Source organism: Pseudomonas sp. Os17 (assembly GCF_001547895.1).
Classification (GTDB): domain Bacteria; phylum Pseudomonadota; class Gammaproteobacteria; order Pseudomonadales; family Pseudomonadaceae; genus Aquipseudomonas.
The window spans coordinates 560,239-575,947 of record NZ_AP014627.1 but is presented as its reverse complement, the minus strand read 5'-3'; the positions used below and the strand labels follow the sequence as shown (position 1 = coordinate 575,947).

Genomic DNA, 15,709 nt, shown 5'->3' with positions numbered 1-15,709 from the left:
GTTTATCGCTACTTCAACCGCCAGAACAGTTCATGTCGACGGACCGCCTTGCGAAAGAATTCATTCTCTCCCAAGGTCGAAGGCACTCTACTAGCAATAAGCCACTGTATCGACCTGCGCAGGCGCCGCTTGAACGGCATTTTGGGCTGCAAATCATGCATCATCCCCAGCGCCATGGCCTTGTCAAACTGCTCGGCCTGGGACAGCGACAGGCACCACGGACGCAAGGCGGCCGTCGCATCGAAGAGCGGTGGCAAGGCGACGCCGGCTCCAGAATCGCCCATGGGCCAGCGGTCGTTGTCATGCAGGTGGTTGGCGTACCCGAGCACGGTGTGCGGTTGCCAGTCCAACCCTTGCAAGGCCTGCATCACCGCCGCCTGGGCGCAGATATGGTCGGGATGCGGGTCCAATGACGGGTGCGGCAGCACTATCACTTCAGGCCGGGCCTTGAGCAACAGCGCCCGCAGATCCGCCAGCAGGTTGTCCCAGGTCGGCAGGCCGTCCCGATCAGCAGGCAAGGGGAACGGATTGAACTGGCGGAACAGGCGGATATCGCTCAACTGCGCCTCACGCGAGGCTACCGGCTGCTGCGGATCGGCCTGCATGGCCGGCAGTTGCAGGCAGAAATACCCCAATTGCACGCAGTGAGCCTCGGGCACTCCGGCCCAGCGAGGCACGGCGATACTGTCCCAGGCCCGCAGGCGGCCCTTGATACGCGCCGCCTCGACCGGGCTCATGCCCATGGCCTGATAATGTTCGGCCTCGATTTCACCCGCCGTCAGGGTCACGATCCAGGCTTCGTCAGCCTGACTGTACAAGCCGAAGGCTGCCAGTTCGGCATCATCGGCATGGGGTGCGATCACCATCACCCGCTGACGCCGGTAGTCGGGGTCGCGCCAAGCCAGCAACCGAGGCTGGACCTGAATCCGGCAGAAGCGCCCGCGCAGTTGCAGCTCGCCGCGAACCAGGGGACCGGCCAGGCCACTGAGGTTGAGATAGCGCAGGCCATTGACCCCGCGCTCGAACGCCTGGCGATCAGCGCTCGGACCACCCAGCACCTCAATGGCCGGGTCGAGAAATCGCCCGATCCAGGAGCTCTTGACCTGCACTCCGAGAATCAGGGTTTCATCCGCGCCCAACTCTGGCGCCGGATACAGCAACAAACGCCCCGCCTCCAGACGCACCGCGAACTGCCGGGCTTCATGACCGAAGTCGTAGCAGTAGTCATCCTTGGGCGAGTAGAACAGGTGATCGGCAAACCAGGCCTCATGAGCCAGCCAGCCAAGCACCGCCAACAGCAGCGGCAACCACCAGGCCACCAGCACCCCCACCAGCAGCAACAGGACCAGACCCGCCAACAGGACGATTCGTTTGTTGCGCCGGTGGCGCTTGAGCAATTGCTGCTTGCGACTCATGGACGGACTCACACCTGGAAAACCGGCACAGGATTGCACCAACGATCCTTGTATTCACGATCGGCGCGACCGAAGGAAAAACGCAGCGGCTTGTTCAAGGCCCGGGCCTGCTCCCAGGCGCTCTGGGTATTGAGGAAACTCAGCACACTGCCGGGGCTGAACTCCCGCGTCTCGGGATCGACCCCCCCATTGACGTACTCGACGCTGATCCACTGCGGGGCTTCGACCCGGTAGATCAACTGCACGGCAATCGGCGCATCGTTGAGAAAGATCACCGAGCCAATCAGCAGCTCGCGCAGGCGCTCCAATACCTCGGCCATGCGCTCGGCCCCCGTCGCGGCAAAACCCCAGCGACGCTGGAACAGATCACAGTAGATCGCCGCCAGCTCAGCACTGCTGAAATCAGTGACTGCACGCACCACGCCGCCGGCCTCCTCCAGCAGGCGCAGTTCGCGGCGCTGGTTGTAGCGAAACTTCTTCGACAACTCTTCCGGAGTGCGGGCCATGGCCAATTGTTCGGCTTGGGGTCTGAGGGCGGTGAAGCGCCCCTGGTTGAGCGCGGAAAGATAACGTCCGCGATGGCGCAGTACGGCCTGGGCCTCCGCGGCGGCCGGCAGGATCAGCTCGGCATTGCCGATATCGAACAATCCCTTCTTGCCGGCACGCTTGAGCACGTCCTTGGACAGCGCCAGATCACGCCCCCACGTGGCGATGGCCGCCTGCAACTGGCCGTTGTGTTCCCAGGCCAGATAACGCACGGGAATCTGCGCCAGGTCCGCCAGCTGCTCGACCACCAGCGGGTGAGTCGCCACGCTGCCACCAAAGCGCTGCCAGGCATCGGCATAGGTCGATGCGTCAATGACTGACCAGCCGCGTTCGCGCCAGCCTTGAAATCGATTGAGCATCAGCCCCTCGCGGTCAGATCGGTGACTTGCGGCAAACGCCAGAATACGTCGCGTACGGCACGGTCGGAGAAACGCTCACGCAGGCGATCAAGCATCAATTCGGCGCAGACCCGCCGCTGATGATCATCCATCGCGGCCAGGTGCTGCAGCCCTTGCGCCATGTGCTCGACGTCACCCAGCGGAAACAAGATACCCACGCCCTCGACCACTTCCTTCGCACCACCACAGGCGGTGGCCAAAAGGGGCACGCCGGCGGCCATGGCTTCCAGCAGGACCATGCCAAAGGGCTCGTGGTCGGAGCTCAGGGCAAACACATCGAACGCGCGGAAGTAGCGCCGGGCCTGCGGCACCTGCCCAAGGAACAGCACGCGATCGGCGATTCCCAGTTCCCGGGCCAGGGATTTCAGCTCCTTCTCCAGGCGGCCGGTACCCAGGATCGCCAGCTGGCTGTGTGGCGGCAATTGCGGCACGGCGGCAGCAAAACCCCGCAGCAGAGTGGCCTGGTCCTTGTCCGGATGCAGGCGCCCGACATTGCCGACAATCCAGGCCTCAGCGGACAGGCCCAGCTCGCTGCGGGCCTGGGCCGCGCTCAGTTGTTCGGCTTGCAGCGCCTCAAGGTCGATACGGTTGTACAGGGTCTGAATGCGCTGCGCCGGCCATTTCGGCAGGCAGGCGCGCATATCGTCACGCACCGCATCCGACACCCCGAGCAGGCTCAAGCGTTTGCGGAACAGCTGGGCAAACAGCTTGCGGCTGCCACGCTTGTAATCGGAAAACGCATGATGGACGCCAATCACCGGCAAGCCCGTGCCCAGCAGGGCAATGTAGATCGGCTTGAAGCGATGGGCGATGCAGAAGCTGAAATCGCGCGAGGCCGCAATCTTGCGCAAGTCACGGATCGCGCCCAGCTTCAGGCCACGAATGGCCTTGGAGCTGTATTCCATGAACAGCACTTCATCTGACGCACAGCCCGCCGCCACATCGGCATCGGCGGCCCCGATCAGAAACACCGTGGTCACCCGATAGCCGCTGCCGGCGAACAGATTGGCGTATTGCCGGGCGCAGTCCAGGAACGGCCCGTCATAGCCGTGACAAAACTGCAGCACATGGCGTTCAGCCGAGCGTGTCATAAGGGTCCACGCCGTCTTTGACCACCAGAATGTCTTCCATGATCAGGTACTGCAGATCGGACCCATAGAACATGTTCAAGGCGTCGGTAGGCGAACAGATCATCGGCTCGCCGCGGCGGTTGAGCGAGGTGTTCAGCGACACGCCGTTGCCGGTCAGGACTTCCAGGGCCTTCATCATGTCGTAGTAGCGCGGGTTGTATTCACGCTTGAGCACCTGGGCCCGGGACGTGCCGTCCTCGTGGACCACTTCCGGCACGCGGGTCTTCCACTCTTCAGCCACTTCGAAGGTGAAGGTCATGAACGGCGCCGGATGGTCGACCTTGATCATTTGCGGACCAACGGTGTCGAGCATCGACGGGCAGAAAGGCCTCCAGCGCTCGCGGAACTTGATCTGCTCGTTGATCCGGTCGGCCACGCCCGTGGCGCTCGGGCAACCAATGATCGAGCGACCGCCCAGGGCCCGCGGACCGAACTCCATGCGCCCCTGGAACCAGGCCACCGGGTTGCCGTCCACCATGATCTTGGCGATGCGTTCCGGGGTGTTGTCGATCTGCCGCCAGGCCGGTTTGTTCGGGTGGCGGGCACAGGCGGCGATCACGTCTTCGTTGCTGTAGGACGGGCCGAGATAGACGTGTTCCATCTTCTCCACCGGCACCCCACGGGCATGGGAAACGTAGGCCGCGGCACCGACGGCGGTACCGGCGTCGCCGGACGCCGGCTGCACGAACAGTTCCTTGACCTCGGGACGGGCAATGATCTTCTGGTTCAGCTTGACGTTCAGCGCACAGCCGCCGGCGAAGGCCAGCTTGCCGGTTTCCTTGAGGATGTCGCCCAGGTAGTGGTCGATCATCTGCAGGGCCAGCTTCTCGAACAGCGCCTGCATGCTCGCCGCGTAGTGGATGTAAGGCTCGTCGGCGATGTCGCCTTCGCGCTTGGGCCCCAGCCACTCGATGAGTTTTGGCGAGAAGTAGAAGCCCTTGCCCTTCTCTTTGTAGCGGCGCAGGCCGATGACGTTGGCGTAGTCGGTGTTGATCACCAGCTCGCCGTTTTCAAAGCTGGCCAGACGCGAGAAATCGTACTTGCTGGCATCGCCATAAGGCGCCATGCCCATGACCTTGAACTCGCCATCGAGCATTTCGAAACCGAGGAACTCGGTGATCGCGCCATAGAGGCCACCCAGGGAGTCCGGATCGAAGAACTCCTTGATCTTGTGGATCTTGCCGTTCTCGCCATAGCCGAAGAAGGTGGTGGCGTATTCGCCCTTGCCGTCGATCCCGAGGATCGCGGTCTTCTCCTTGAAGCCCGAGCAGTGGTAGGCACTGGAGGCGTGGGCCAGGTGGTGCTCCACCGGCTCGATCTTGACCTTTTTCGGGTCAAAGCCCAGTTGCTCCAGGCACCAGACGATCTTCTTGCGGTAGCGCTTGTAACGACGGTTGCCCATCAGGATCGCGTCCAGGGCGCGGTCCGGGGCGTACCAGTAACGCTTGGCGTAGTGCCAGCGGGCCTTGCCGAACAGGCTGATGGGAGCAAAGGGGATCGCTACCACGTCAACGTCGGAAGGCTTGATCCCGGCCTGTTCCAGGCAGAACTTCGCCGACTCGTAGGGCATGCGGTTCTTTGCATGCTTGTCGCGCACGAAACGCTCTTCTTCAGCAGCCGCGATCAGCTTGCCGTCGATATACAGGGCTGCTGAAGGATCATGGCTAAGGGCGCCGGACAGGCCAAGAATCGTCAATGCCACAGGGGTCTAGCCTCGTTTAGTCTGCATGCGGGCGCGATGCGCCTTGAAAATAAAGTGTGCTCGCAAGGGGCGAGAAACAACGAAAGGGCGCGATTATAACTGAAAAGCAGGGGCAAGCCTCTAGCCGCAAGCGGCAAGCCAGGGCGCCGCGGCCACCAGGGCCCGCAGCCGCTGCCAGCAACAGCGGCCATGGGTCGCAGGTCAGGCTTGGGTGGAATGGGCAGTCTTGGGCAAGCGCTGATCAATCACTTGATACAAATTGCTGCTTTCGGGCCAATTGCGCATGAAGCGCGCGCGATCCCGGGCATAAGCCGGGGCGAAACTGCTCAGGCTGGCGTGCTGGCACATGGAGTCAAGATCGATCAACGCCCAGCGATCCTGGTGCCAGAACAGATTGTGGCCCTTGAAGTCGCCATGACTGATGCGTTCCTTGATCAGCTCGGCAAACAGCCGGTCCAATGCCAGCAACTCCGATTCCGGCGCTGCGCCGCTGTCCACGAACGGCGCAAAACGCTCGATGATGTCCGGCCCCGGCAGGTATTCGGTGACCAGGTAGGCGCGCCGGCGCAACCAGAAACAGCGCTGTTCCAGCAGTGCCAGGGGCTTGGGGGTGGCAATGCCGAGAAACGCCAGGCGATTGCCTTCGCGCCAGGAGTGCCAGGCCCGGCTCGGGCGCCAGAAACGCTTGAGCCAATGAGCGAAGCCCTTGATGTTGTAGCGCTTGACCACCAGGGTCCGACCCGACACCACGACCCGGCCGACGCTGGCCGCTCCGCCGGTCTTGTACAGATGGCCCTGGTCGAGCAAGGCATCGGCCTGCTCCAGCACTGGCCGCATCGCCGCCTCTTCTTCGCGACGGATCGCCCGCAGGGCGAACGGCCCGCGCTGCACGCTGAACAGGGTGCAATCACGGCCGACCTTGTTGAGAAAATCCCGCAGCCGCCAGCCACGCACCTTGTTCACCTGTTTTTCCAGGGCTTCCAGGGGCAAGGCATGCTCGGCATTGCCGAGCAGGTAGTGCACCAGCAGCTCTTCGGTGAAGGGCTCCAGGCTCTTGGGCAACTGGGCGAAGAACACCCCAAGGTTCTCCAGCACCCGGGACCGGGACAGCGGTTTGCCAGCCTCTTCGACGCAAATCCCTGCGCCATCGATCAAATACAACTGGCCGGCATGGCGCAGCAGATTGTCCAGATGCAGGTCTTCCTGCCACAGGCCCTTGGCGTGCAACTGGGCAATCGCCCCGAGCGCCTCGGCCAGCACCGCCGTCTGCTCATCGGCCAGCACCGGCAGGTTCTCCACCTGCTGCCAGGCCTCGCCCAGGCTCTGCGCCCCTTGCAGAAACTCAAAGAGCAGCCAGCCGCCCTCGCCTTCCTGCAAGCCGTCGGCCAGCAGCAGAGGCGTGGTCAGGCCTTGCTGCGCCAGCAGGCGCACGCCGTTCAACTCTCGCTGAAAATGCCGCGCGGCCTTGGGCCCCACCAGCAACTTGGCCAGCACCGGGCGGCCTCGCCAGACCCCGGCGCCCACATAGCGCTGCCCCGGCAACACCCGCAGCAAACTCAGCAATTGCAGTTGCGCCGGGCCGGCGGCATCCGCCAGTTCCAGGCTCAGGGGCAGGGCCGGGCTGCGCCCGCTGTTCTTCAGCTCGGACAAACGCATCAGCGAGATTCCTTATGACTGCTGCGAGCACTGAGACGGGACAGCCAGGCCTGCACCAGGGAACTGTCTGGAGACTGATCCAGGTACGCAGCCAGCAGGGCGCGCACTTCGTCGCCGCTCCACACCGAAGCCCGGCGCAGCAAAGGCTCAAGATCCTTGACCCGATCACGCTGCCCGAACAATAGAGGCCGGGTTTTCTCCAGGTCGATCAACTGCGCCTGATAACCATCGCCGTGGCCCCGCAGGAAAATATGCTTGGGATAGAAACAACCATGCACCTGACGCAGGCTGTGCAGCTGCCGGGCCAATTGCCCACAAGCCTTGAGCACCGCCTGACGCTGCAGTTCGCTGAGCTCATCCCAACGCAACAGCAGCCCATCCAGGTCGTCCCAACCATCCAGGGCCCGGGTCAGGAGAATCGCCCGGGACTCGCCCGCCACCTTGCGCATGCCAAAGAACACCGCCTGCAAGGCCGGAATGCCCAGCAGCTGATAGCGCCGGATATTGCGGAACTCCCGAGCGAAACTCGGCTCGCCGAAAGGCCGGTGCAGGGTGCGGGTCAGGTAGTTGGTCTGACGCTTGAGATAGAACCCCTGCCCTTCCACATCCAGGCGAAAGACACTGCTGCTGCCGCCGCGGCTGGTATTGGGCTCATCCACCGCAGCCAATTGCACGGCCCACAGCTGGTCAAAAGTGCCGAGGCCGTTGCGCTCCAGCAGCGCACGCTCCTCCGGCGCCAGGAAATCAGTCATTCACGCCCCTCAAAAAATCTCACCACGTGGCGAATGCGCTCCTTGTCCGAGGCGCTCAGCCGGTTGCGCTCGCGGTACTGCAGATAGAAACGCAGGCGCTGAGTGGCCGACAGATGATATTTGGCCACCTTGTCCAGGCAGGCCAGATCCTTGGTGATCCGGTACTTGAGCCAGAATCCACGCCAGAAATCGCCGTTCGGACAGTCGATCAGGTACAAGCGGTCCTGGTCGTCGACCAGCAAGTTGCGCCACTTCAAATCGTTGTGGGTAAAGCGATGGTCGTGCATCACGCGGGTATGAGTGGCCAGCTGCTGGCTGATGCCATCGACCCAGCGCCGGTCCTTGAGCCGTGGATCATTGCGCTCGGCCAGCACCGAAAGGTCCTCGGTACGCGGCAACTCGCGGGTGATCATCGCGCCTCGGGAATAGGCCAGGCAGCGCCGCTCCAGACCCCAGGCCACCACATCCGCCGTGGGAATGCCCCACTTGGCGAAGCGCTTGAGGTTCTGCCACTCGAACTTGACCCGCGGCTTGCCCAGGTAGCGCCGCAGGTTCTTGCCGGCGCCGGTATAGCGCTTGACGTAATAGTGAATGCCGCCCCGTTCGACGCGAATCACTTCGGACAGCGGATCACGGGTCAGGTGCTCGCCCTGCAGGGCGAATACCGCTTCCAGACTGCCGAAATCCTGCGTCAACTCCTGATAGGCGGGGTCCAGATTCCAACTCGCCATCAGAGTGCGTCTCCGTAACGTTGCTTGCGGGCGTAGAGTTTTTCCGCCTTGCCCTCGAGCCAGGACAGCAGCGCCGCCTCTTCACCCAGAATCTGCCGCAGCGGCTGCTGGAAATAGCCCTTGAGGAAACGCAGCTTGTCGCGGCGCGTCAGACCGATGTCCAGGGCCGAGAAATACAGGGCCGCCAGGTCCTTGTTGCGCCAGCGCAAGGTGATCTTCGGCCGGGTCTGGGCCCGATGCAGATCGATCACCGAGAGCTTGAGGGTCTCTGGGGTGATGGGCCGGTCTGTGTGCAGCAGGAAATGACAGATGTAGCAGTCGCGATGGTTGACCCCGGCGCGGTGCATCATGCCGGTCATGCGCGCCACCTCGGCGATCAGCGCGCGCTTGAGGGCCGGCGCAGGGGGCTGCTTGACCCAGTCGATGCTGAAATCTTCCAGGCTGACGGTCGGCGCCAGCTCTTCGGTGACGATGAACGAATGCTGATCCGCCGGATTGCTGCCGCGCTCGCCGTAGGCCACCGCGGTCATGGTCGGCACACCGACCTGATGCAGACGCTCCAGGGCCCGCCACTCCTGACCGGCGCCAAGCACCGGCAACTTGGCGGTGAGCAGATTCTTGACGATCTCACCCCAACCGATACCACGATGGATCTTCACAAAATAACCGCGGCCGGCGACCTCCGTACGCAAGGTACGGCGCGCTTCCAGCTCACGGTAGACCTGACCCTTCAGGCCCTCGACAGCATCGAACGCATCGCGTCCGGCCCACAGGCTCTTGAAGGGTTCGGCAAGCATCAACTTCATCGGTGTTGCTCCGCCAGAATCACATCCGCAGCATGCTGCGGCATGCTGTAAAGGTCGGCCGTCTCGGCGAACGCCAGGCCATTACGGCTCCAGGTCGCGCGTGCCGCGTCGTCGGTCAACATGGTGTTGAGGTATTGATTGAGCTGGCTCTGCTCGAACGGCTCGTCCAGCACCAGGCCGCTCTCGGCCTCGGCGATGTAGTGGGCATAGCCGCAGACCGCACTGACCAGCACCGGCAGCCCGGCCACCAGGGCCTCGAGCAGGACGGTGCCGGTGTTTTCGTTGTAGGCCGGATGAATCAGCACATCGGCGCCCAGCAGGAACCGCGGGATATCGCTGCGCCCCTTCATGAACTGCACCTGATCGCTCAAACCCAGCGCCGCACTTTGCACCTGGAATACCTTGGGGTCGTCCTGGCCGATTACAAACAGCCGGGTGCGTTTTTTCAGCGCCGACGGCAACGCCGCCAGCGCCTTCAGGCTGCGGTCCACGCCCTTGGTCTTGAACCCGGAGCCGATCTGCACCAGCAGCAACTCGTCATCCCGCAAGGCGAATTCGCGACGGAACTCGGCGCGGATCTCGGCGGCGTTGGCCGGGGCCCGGCGGTCCTGGGCGATGCCCGGCGGCAGCAGGTGAAAGCGCTCCAGCGGGGTGTCGTAGTGCTTGATGAACAGCGGCTGCTGGACCTCGGAGATCATCAGGATCTCGGTCTTGGCATCCCGGGCGAATACCGCCCGCTCGTACTCGGCAAAATGCCGGTAGCGGCCCCAGCGCCGGTACAGGGAATGACGCAGGTTCTGCGCCTTGTCCTCGAAACAGCCGTCGGCGGCGTAGTACACGTCCAGCCCCGGCATCTTGTTGAAACCGATCAGTCGATCCACCGGACGCTTGGCCAGGTCGGCCTCCATCCAGGCGCTGAGCTTTTCATTGCGCCGATGGTTGAACAACGCCTTGACCGGCGCCACCAGCACTTCGAAGCCGGGAGGCACATCGCCCTCCCAGATCAGGGTGTAGACGCGAATCTGGTGCCCGCGCCGCTGGCACTCCAGGGCAATGCGCATGAAGTCGCGTTGCAGGCCGCCAAAGGGAAAATACTTATAAAGGACAAAAGCCAATTGCATCAGCGCGGCTCCTCAGCCAGTAACAAGGCGCTCAGTCGGCTGGCGACACGCTCGGGGTTCAGGCGAGTGAAGCACAGTGGCCACTCGCGCTTGATGTCATAGCGCTGCTGGTCCACAGCGGAGGGCTGGTAGGTGCATTTTTTCTGCAGGCACGGCGCGCAGGGAAAGTTGCTGCCCAGGTGGATCTGCACCTTGCCATAGGCGCCGGTGAGGCCCGGATTGGTCGGGCCGAACAACGAAATGGTCGGCACATCCAGAGCCGCGGCAAGGTGACCCAACCCGGTGTCGACGGCCACACAGGCCTGGGCATCGGCCAGCACCTTGGCGACCCCGGCCAGGTTCAGCTTGGGCAGCACCGTGGCATTTTTCAGGCCACTGGCGATGCGCTCGGCGCGGGCTTTCTCGGCGGCGTTGCCCCACGGCAGCTTGACCTCCACCCCGAGCATGCCCATGCGCTCGGTCAACTCGCGCCAATAGGCTTCGGGCCAGTGCTTGGTGTCCCAGGTGGTGCCGTGCAGAAACAGCACGAAGGGATTCTTGCGCGGCAGCTCCACCAGCTTCTCGACATTCAGACCGTAGTCGCCCAGGCCCTGCGGCAGGTCGTAGCCCAGGGCCACGGCGAACAGCTGACGCACCCGCTCCACCGCGTGCTGCCCACGGGCCACCGCCAGGCGCCGCGAATAGAAACGCGACGCCAGGGGCTCACGGGCCGAGTTCTTGTCCAGCCCCGCCACCGGGGCACGCACGTAGCGAGTCAGCCAGGCGCTTTTCAGCAGGCCCTGGGCATCGATCACCAGGTCGTACTTGGTCGAGCGCACGCTCTGCTTGAAGCGACGCCACTCGCCGCTCTTGATGGTCTGCCAGATGTTCTTGCGCCAGCGACGGATCGCCACCGGAATCACCTTGCCGACCGCCGGATGCCAGGTGGGGATCTCGGCAAAGCCTTCTTCCACCACCCAGTCGAACTTGATCCCGGGAATGGCTCGCGCGGCATCGGTCAGCGCCGGCAATGCGTGAATCACATCCCCCAGGGACGAGGTCTTGATCAACAGTACCCGCAACTTATTGAACCTCGACCGGGGAGCCCTGCAAGCGCTGCAAGGCTTCATTCACCGGCTGCGGCAACAACTGGCGCAGGCAGTTGTAATGGCCGAAGCGGCAAGTGCGGTCGAAACACGGGCTGCATTCGATGCCCAGGCGCACCACCTCGACCTGATCCGCCAGGGGCGGAGTGAAGCCCGGTGAAGTGGAGCCATACACCGCCACCAAAGGGCGATTCAGCGCCGCCGCCACATGCATCAACCCGGAGTCGTTGGACACCACCGAGTCGGCACAGGACAACAGGTCGATGGCCTCGGCCAGGGAGGTTTCGCCGCTGAGGTTGGTCGATTCCTCGCGCAAGCCGGGAATCAGTCGCCCGCGAATCTCCTCCCCCACGGCATGATCGTTCTTCGAACCGAACAGCCACACCTGCCAGCCCTCGCGGATCTTGGCCTCGGCCACCTGGGCGTAATGCTCGGACGGCCAGCGCTTGGCCTCGCCGAACTCCGCCCCAGGGCACAGCGCCAGCACCGGACGATCCAGTACCAGGCCGAACTTGGCCAGGGCCGCCTCACGGCTTTGCGGATCGATCTGCAGGCTCGGCCGTGGATAAGGCTGGGGCAGTTCGGCGCCCGGCTCATGGGCCAGGGCCATGAAGCGCTCGATCATCAGCGGGTAGCGCTCTTTGTCGAGCTTGCGCACGTCGTTGAGCAGGCCGTAGCGGAACTCGCCGCGCCAGCCGGTGCGCTTGGGGATGCCGGCAAAGAACGGCACCAGGGCCGACTTCAGCGAGTTGGGCAGCAGGATCGCCTGATCGTACTGGCCGGCCAGGGACTTGCCGATCCGCCGGCGGGTGGCCAGCTCCAGGGCGCCGTGGCCCAGGGGAAAGCTCAAGGCCCGACGCACCTGGGGCATGCGCTCCAGGATCGGCCGGCTCCACTCGGGGGCCAGCACGTCGATCTCGCATTGTGGATGACGCTGTTTCAGGCACTCGAAGAGTGTCTGCGCCATCACCATGTCACCGACCCAACTGGGCCCAACGATCAGAATATTCATGTGGTTTCCATAAACGAGCCGGGGAGGCATATGCCTCCCCGCCTCGAGAATCCAGCACCGCGGCCTTCACCGCCGGTTCAGTTTGGGCGAGCCCACAAGGCTCGCCGAAATAGGAGTGGCCCTGTCAGGCCGCTTAGCTTAGCCCCAGCTCGCGCCAAATCCGTAACACTTCCCGTCGTTCGGTCACGAATTGATCACCGGTAATGATTCCGGCCTCATTCTGCAACGCCTGTCGGTGAGCCGCAGAACGATAGGCCTTGTAGACCTCGCGCAGCAGGCTGGCATCGCTCGCCGGCATCAGGCCGACCTGCTCCAGACCTTCCAGAATGCGGATGTTATCGGTGTAGCGCAGCAATGACGGGTGCTCTTCGGACCACGCCAGGGCCGCGTATTGCACCATAAATTCGATATCGACGATACCTCCGGCGTCCTGCTTGAGGTCGAACGGCGCCGTGGCTTCGAAGGCGTTGGCCGCGGTTCCGGCGGCGGTCAGGCGACTGCCCAGGTTGTCGCGCATCTTGGCCCGCATCTCACTGACTTCCTGACGCAAGGTCGGCAGGTCGCGCTTTTTGCCCAGCACCACGGCCCGGACCTTTTCAAAGGCCTGCCCCACATCCTGGCTGCCCACCAGCACCCGGGCCCGGACCAGCGCCTGATGCTCCCAGGTCCAGGCTTCGTTCTCCTGATAGCGGGCAAAGGCCCCCAGGGAACTCACCAGCAACCCCGACGCGCCGGACGGCCGCAGGCGCATGTCCACTTCGTACAACTGGCCGGAGTTGGTCTGGGTGGTCAGCAGATGGATGATGCGCTGCCCCAGCCGGGTGAAGAACTGTGCACCATCGATGGGTTTCGGACCGTCGGTTTCGGCCTGGGGGTCGCCATCATGGATGAACACCAGGTCCAGGTCGGAGCCGTGGCCCAGCTCGATGCCGCCGACCTTGCCGTAGCCGACGATGATGAACCCCGGATCACACAAGGTGCCATCGCTGCGCTGTGGCGCACCGTATTTGGCCACGGTCTGGCGCCAGGCCAGGGCCAGCACCTGCTCCAGAATCGCCTCGGCGAGCCAGGTCAGGTAATCGCTGACCTTCATTAAAGGCAGGCTGCCGGCGATCTCCGAGGCGGCCACCCGCAACCGGTGGGCCAGCTTGAAGTGGCGCAGCGCCTCCATCTGCTGTTCCAGGTCGTCCTCGGGAATCCGCGTCAGGCGCTCGCGCAGCTCGGCCGCCAGCTCCGGCGCCAGGGGCGGCTTGAACAGGCGCCCTTCATTGAGCAATTCATCCAGCAGCAGTGGAAAGCGGGTGATCTGCTCGGCAATCCATGGGCTGGCCGCGCACAGGGTCAGCAGGCGACGCAGAGCACCAGGGTTTTCGGTGAGCAGCACCAGATAGGCCGAACGCCGGGCTACAGCCTCGACCAATGGCAGCACCCGTTCCAGCACCAGATCCGGATTGGCGTGCTCCACGGCCTGGGCCAGCAAGCGTGGAATAAAGGCATCCAGGCGTTCGCGCCCCAGGCGCTGCATGGCGCGCAACTGCGGGCTGCCGCGCAAACTGGCCAGGGCCCGCAGGGCCTTGGGCGCATCGACAAAGCCGCCCTCCTGCAACTGCCGGCAGGCTGCCTCCTCGTCCTGGGCCTCCTCCCACAGCGGCAGCCACTCGCCGCCCACCACCACTTCGCTCTCCGCGCCGTCATCGTCATCGGGATCGGCAATCACCTGGCGGAAGTGCCACTCCACCCGTCCGCGCCAGTACATCAACTGTTCATGGAAGGCGCTCCAGTCGGCAAAGCCGAGCATGAAGGCGATTCGCGCCTGGTCCTGGGGATTGTCCGGCAGCATCTGCGTCTGACGATCGGCAATGGCCTGGATCGCGTGCTCGGTATAACGCAGGAACTCGTAGCCCTCGCGCAGCTCGCTGATCACTGCCGCCGGCAAATAACCCTGTCCCTCCAGCGTGCCCAGCACCTTTAATAAAGGACGCTGCTGCAGGCTCAGGTCGCGACCGCCGTGAATCAGCTGGAAGGCCTGGGCGATGAACTCGACTTCGCGAATGCCTCCCGAACCCAGCTTGATGTTGTCGGCCATGCCCTTGCGCCGCACCTCCTGCTGGATCAGCTGCTTCATGGTGCGCAGCGCCTCGATGGCGGAGAAGTCCAGGTAACGGCGATAGACGAAGGGCCGCAGCATGTCCAGCAATTGCGCCCCGGCCACCTGATCCCCGGCGACCACCCGGGCCTTGATCATGGCGTAGCGCTCCCAGTCGCGCCCCTGATCCTGGTAGTACTGCTCCAGGGCATTGAAGCTCAGCACCAGGGCCCCGACGGAACCGTAGGGCCGCAGGCGCATGTCGACGCGGAACACGAAACCGTCGACGGTCATCGGGTCCAGGGCCTTGATCAGCCGCTGGCCCAGGCGAATGAAGAACTCCTGGTTATCCAGGGCACGCTTGACCCCCACCGTCTCGCCGCCTTCGGGGTACGCGAAGATCAGGTCGATGTCCGACGACAGGTTGAGTTCCACCGCCCCCAGCTTGCCCATGCCGAGGATGACCATCTGCTGCGGCTCGCCGCTGCGGCCACCGGTGGGCACGCCGAATTGCTGGGTATGACGCAGATACAGCCATTGATAGGCCTGGTCGATGCAGGCGTCGGCCAGATCGGACAGGTCGCGGCAGGTCTGCACCAGATCCGCCCGGCGGGTCAGATCGCGCCAGATGATCCGCACCTGCTGCCGGGTGCGCTGACGCCGCAGCACTCGCCCCAATTGGTCGTCGCTCTCGGCGGTGTGCACGGCTGCGGCAATCTGTGCGCACAACTCTCCGGGGGCGAAACCGCGATCGAGTTCGCCGCTGCGCACCAGCTCCAGCAACATCAAAGGGTCACGCAGACTCTGTTCAATGACGAAGTCGCTGGCGGCACCGACCCGGGCAAACTCGGCCCAGCGCTCGGCAGTCCAATCCGCGACGCCGGGGCTGTCTTCCATGGCCGCCACCGCAGCGCGGAACGACTGCTCTGCACGGCTGACCAATGGCAGAAGAATCGCGGGAACTGGGGCAAGCGCGGGCAGACTCATGGGCTATCCTTGATCGGCGTGGAAAAGGCAGGCGGAGAGGGATATCGAGGGCAAGCAGCCTGATGGACTGTCGAACAAAAGTTAGAAATAGCTGAAAATAGGTTTTTTTTGGCAGCCGGCATTAATTTTTTACCTATTCCCGTTAGTCACCGACCAACAGTAACGATTATTCTCACAACGCAGCAGGAGGCCATAAGCCGCTCTTCTGTAGTTTTACTACTCGTATATACATTCGAAAGGCTGAAATGGCCGACGATTTGTAGTAAAACTACACGCCGCCGG

At 63.6% G+C, this 15,709-nt stretch carries 12 protein-coding genes; all 12 read right to left on the bottom strand.

The genetic code is table 11. The annotated features are described in order from the left end of the window. Positions 1-8: 8 nt before the first annotated feature. Positions 9-1,415, bottom strand: a complete 1,407-nt coding sequence (locus POS17_RS02560; RefSeq protein WP_060837226.1) for a PIG-L deacetylase family protein — start codon at positions 1,413-1,415, stop codon at positions 9-11. Positions 1,416-1,423: 8 nt separating this feature from the next. Further along, complete coding sequence (locus POS17_RS02555; RefSeq protein ID WP_060837225.1) at positions 1,424-2,320, bottom strand: antimicrobial resistance protein Mig-14; 897 nt, start codon at positions 2,318-2,320, stop codon at positions 1,424-1,426. Continuing rightward, entirely contained in the window at positions 2,320-3,450 is a 1,131-nt protein-coding gene (locus POS17_RS02550) for a glycosyltransferase (protein ID WP_060837224.1), read from the bottom strand. Before POS17_RS02550 ends, POS17_RS02555 begins: the two co-directional genes overlap by 1 nt. Continuing rightward, a complete protein-coding gene (locus tag POS17_RS02545; RefSeq protein WP_016968301.1) occupies positions 3,434-5,191 on the bottom strand; it encodes a carbamoyltransferase family protein in 1,758 nt (585 codons plus the stop codon). Before POS17_RS02545 ends, POS17_RS02550 begins: the two co-directional genes overlap by 17 nt. A 201-nt stretch (positions 5,192-5,392) precedes the next feature. Further along, positions 5,393-6,847: a lipopolysaccharide kinase InaA family protein gene (locus tag POS17_RS02540; RefSeq protein ID WP_060837223.1), complete on the bottom strand. Its 1,455-nt coding sequence runs from the start codon at positions 6,845-6,847 to the stop codon at positions 5,393-5,395. Then, complete coding sequence (locus POS17_RS02535) at positions 6,847-7,599, bottom strand: lipopolysaccharide kinase InaA family protein (RefSeq protein ID WP_060837222.1); 753 nt, start codon at positions 7,597-7,599, stop codon at positions 6,847-6,849. The genes POS17_RS02540 and POS17_RS02535 overlap by 1 nt, the downstream gene beginning before the upstream one ends. Then, positions 7,596-8,330, bottom strand: coding sequence for a lipopolysaccharide kinase InaA family protein (locus POS17_RS02530; protein WP_060837221.1), 735 nt, complete (start codon positions 8,328-8,330; stop codon positions 7,596-7,598). The genes POS17_RS02535 and POS17_RS02530 overlap by 4 nt, the downstream gene beginning before the upstream one ends. Next, positions 8,330-9,136 carry a lipopolysaccharide core heptose(I) kinase RfaP gene (gene rfaP / locus POS17_RS02525; RefSeq protein WP_060837220.1) on the bottom strand — a complete coding sequence of 269 codons (807 nt, stop codon included), beginning with the start codon at positions 9,134-9,136 and terminating at the stop codon, positions 8,330-8,332. Before rfaP ends, POS17_RS02530 begins: the two co-directional genes overlap by 1 nt. Beyond that, the gene (locus POS17_RS02520) at positions 9,133-10,257 is read right to left on the bottom strand and encodes a glycosyltransferase family 4 protein (RefSeq protein WP_060837219.1); all 1,125 of its coding nucleotides are present in this window, start codon (positions 10,255-10,257) and stop codon (positions 9,133-9,135) included. The genes rfaP and POS17_RS02520 overlap by 4 nt, the downstream gene beginning before the upstream one ends. Further along, the gene (waaC, locus tag POS17_RS02515) at positions 10,257-11,318 is read right to left on the bottom strand and encodes a lipopolysaccharide heptosyltransferase I (RefSeq protein ID WP_016968307.1); all 1,062 of its coding nucleotides are present in this window, start codon (positions 11,316-11,318) and stop codon (positions 10,257-10,259) included. Before waaC ends, POS17_RS02520 begins: the two co-directional genes overlap by 1 nt. A gap of 1 nt (position 11,319) precedes the next feature. Beyond that, positions 11,320-12,354, bottom strand: coding sequence for a lipopolysaccharide heptosyltransferase II (gene waaF, locus POS17_RS02510; RefSeq protein ID WP_060837218.1), 1,035 nt, complete (start codon positions 12,352-12,354; stop codon positions 11,320-11,322). 133 nt (positions 12,355-12,487) lie between these two features. Beyond that, the gene (gene glnE, locus POS17_RS02505) at positions 12,488-15,427 is read right to left on the bottom strand and encodes a bifunctional [glutamate--ammonia ligase]-adenylyl-L-tyrosine phosphorylase/[glutamate--ammonia-ligase] adenylyltransferase (RefSeq protein WP_060837217.1); all 2,940 of its coding nucleotides are present in this window, start codon (positions 15,425-15,427) and stop codon (positions 12,488-12,490) included. Between the last annotated feature and the right edge of the window lie 282 nt (positions 15,428-15,709).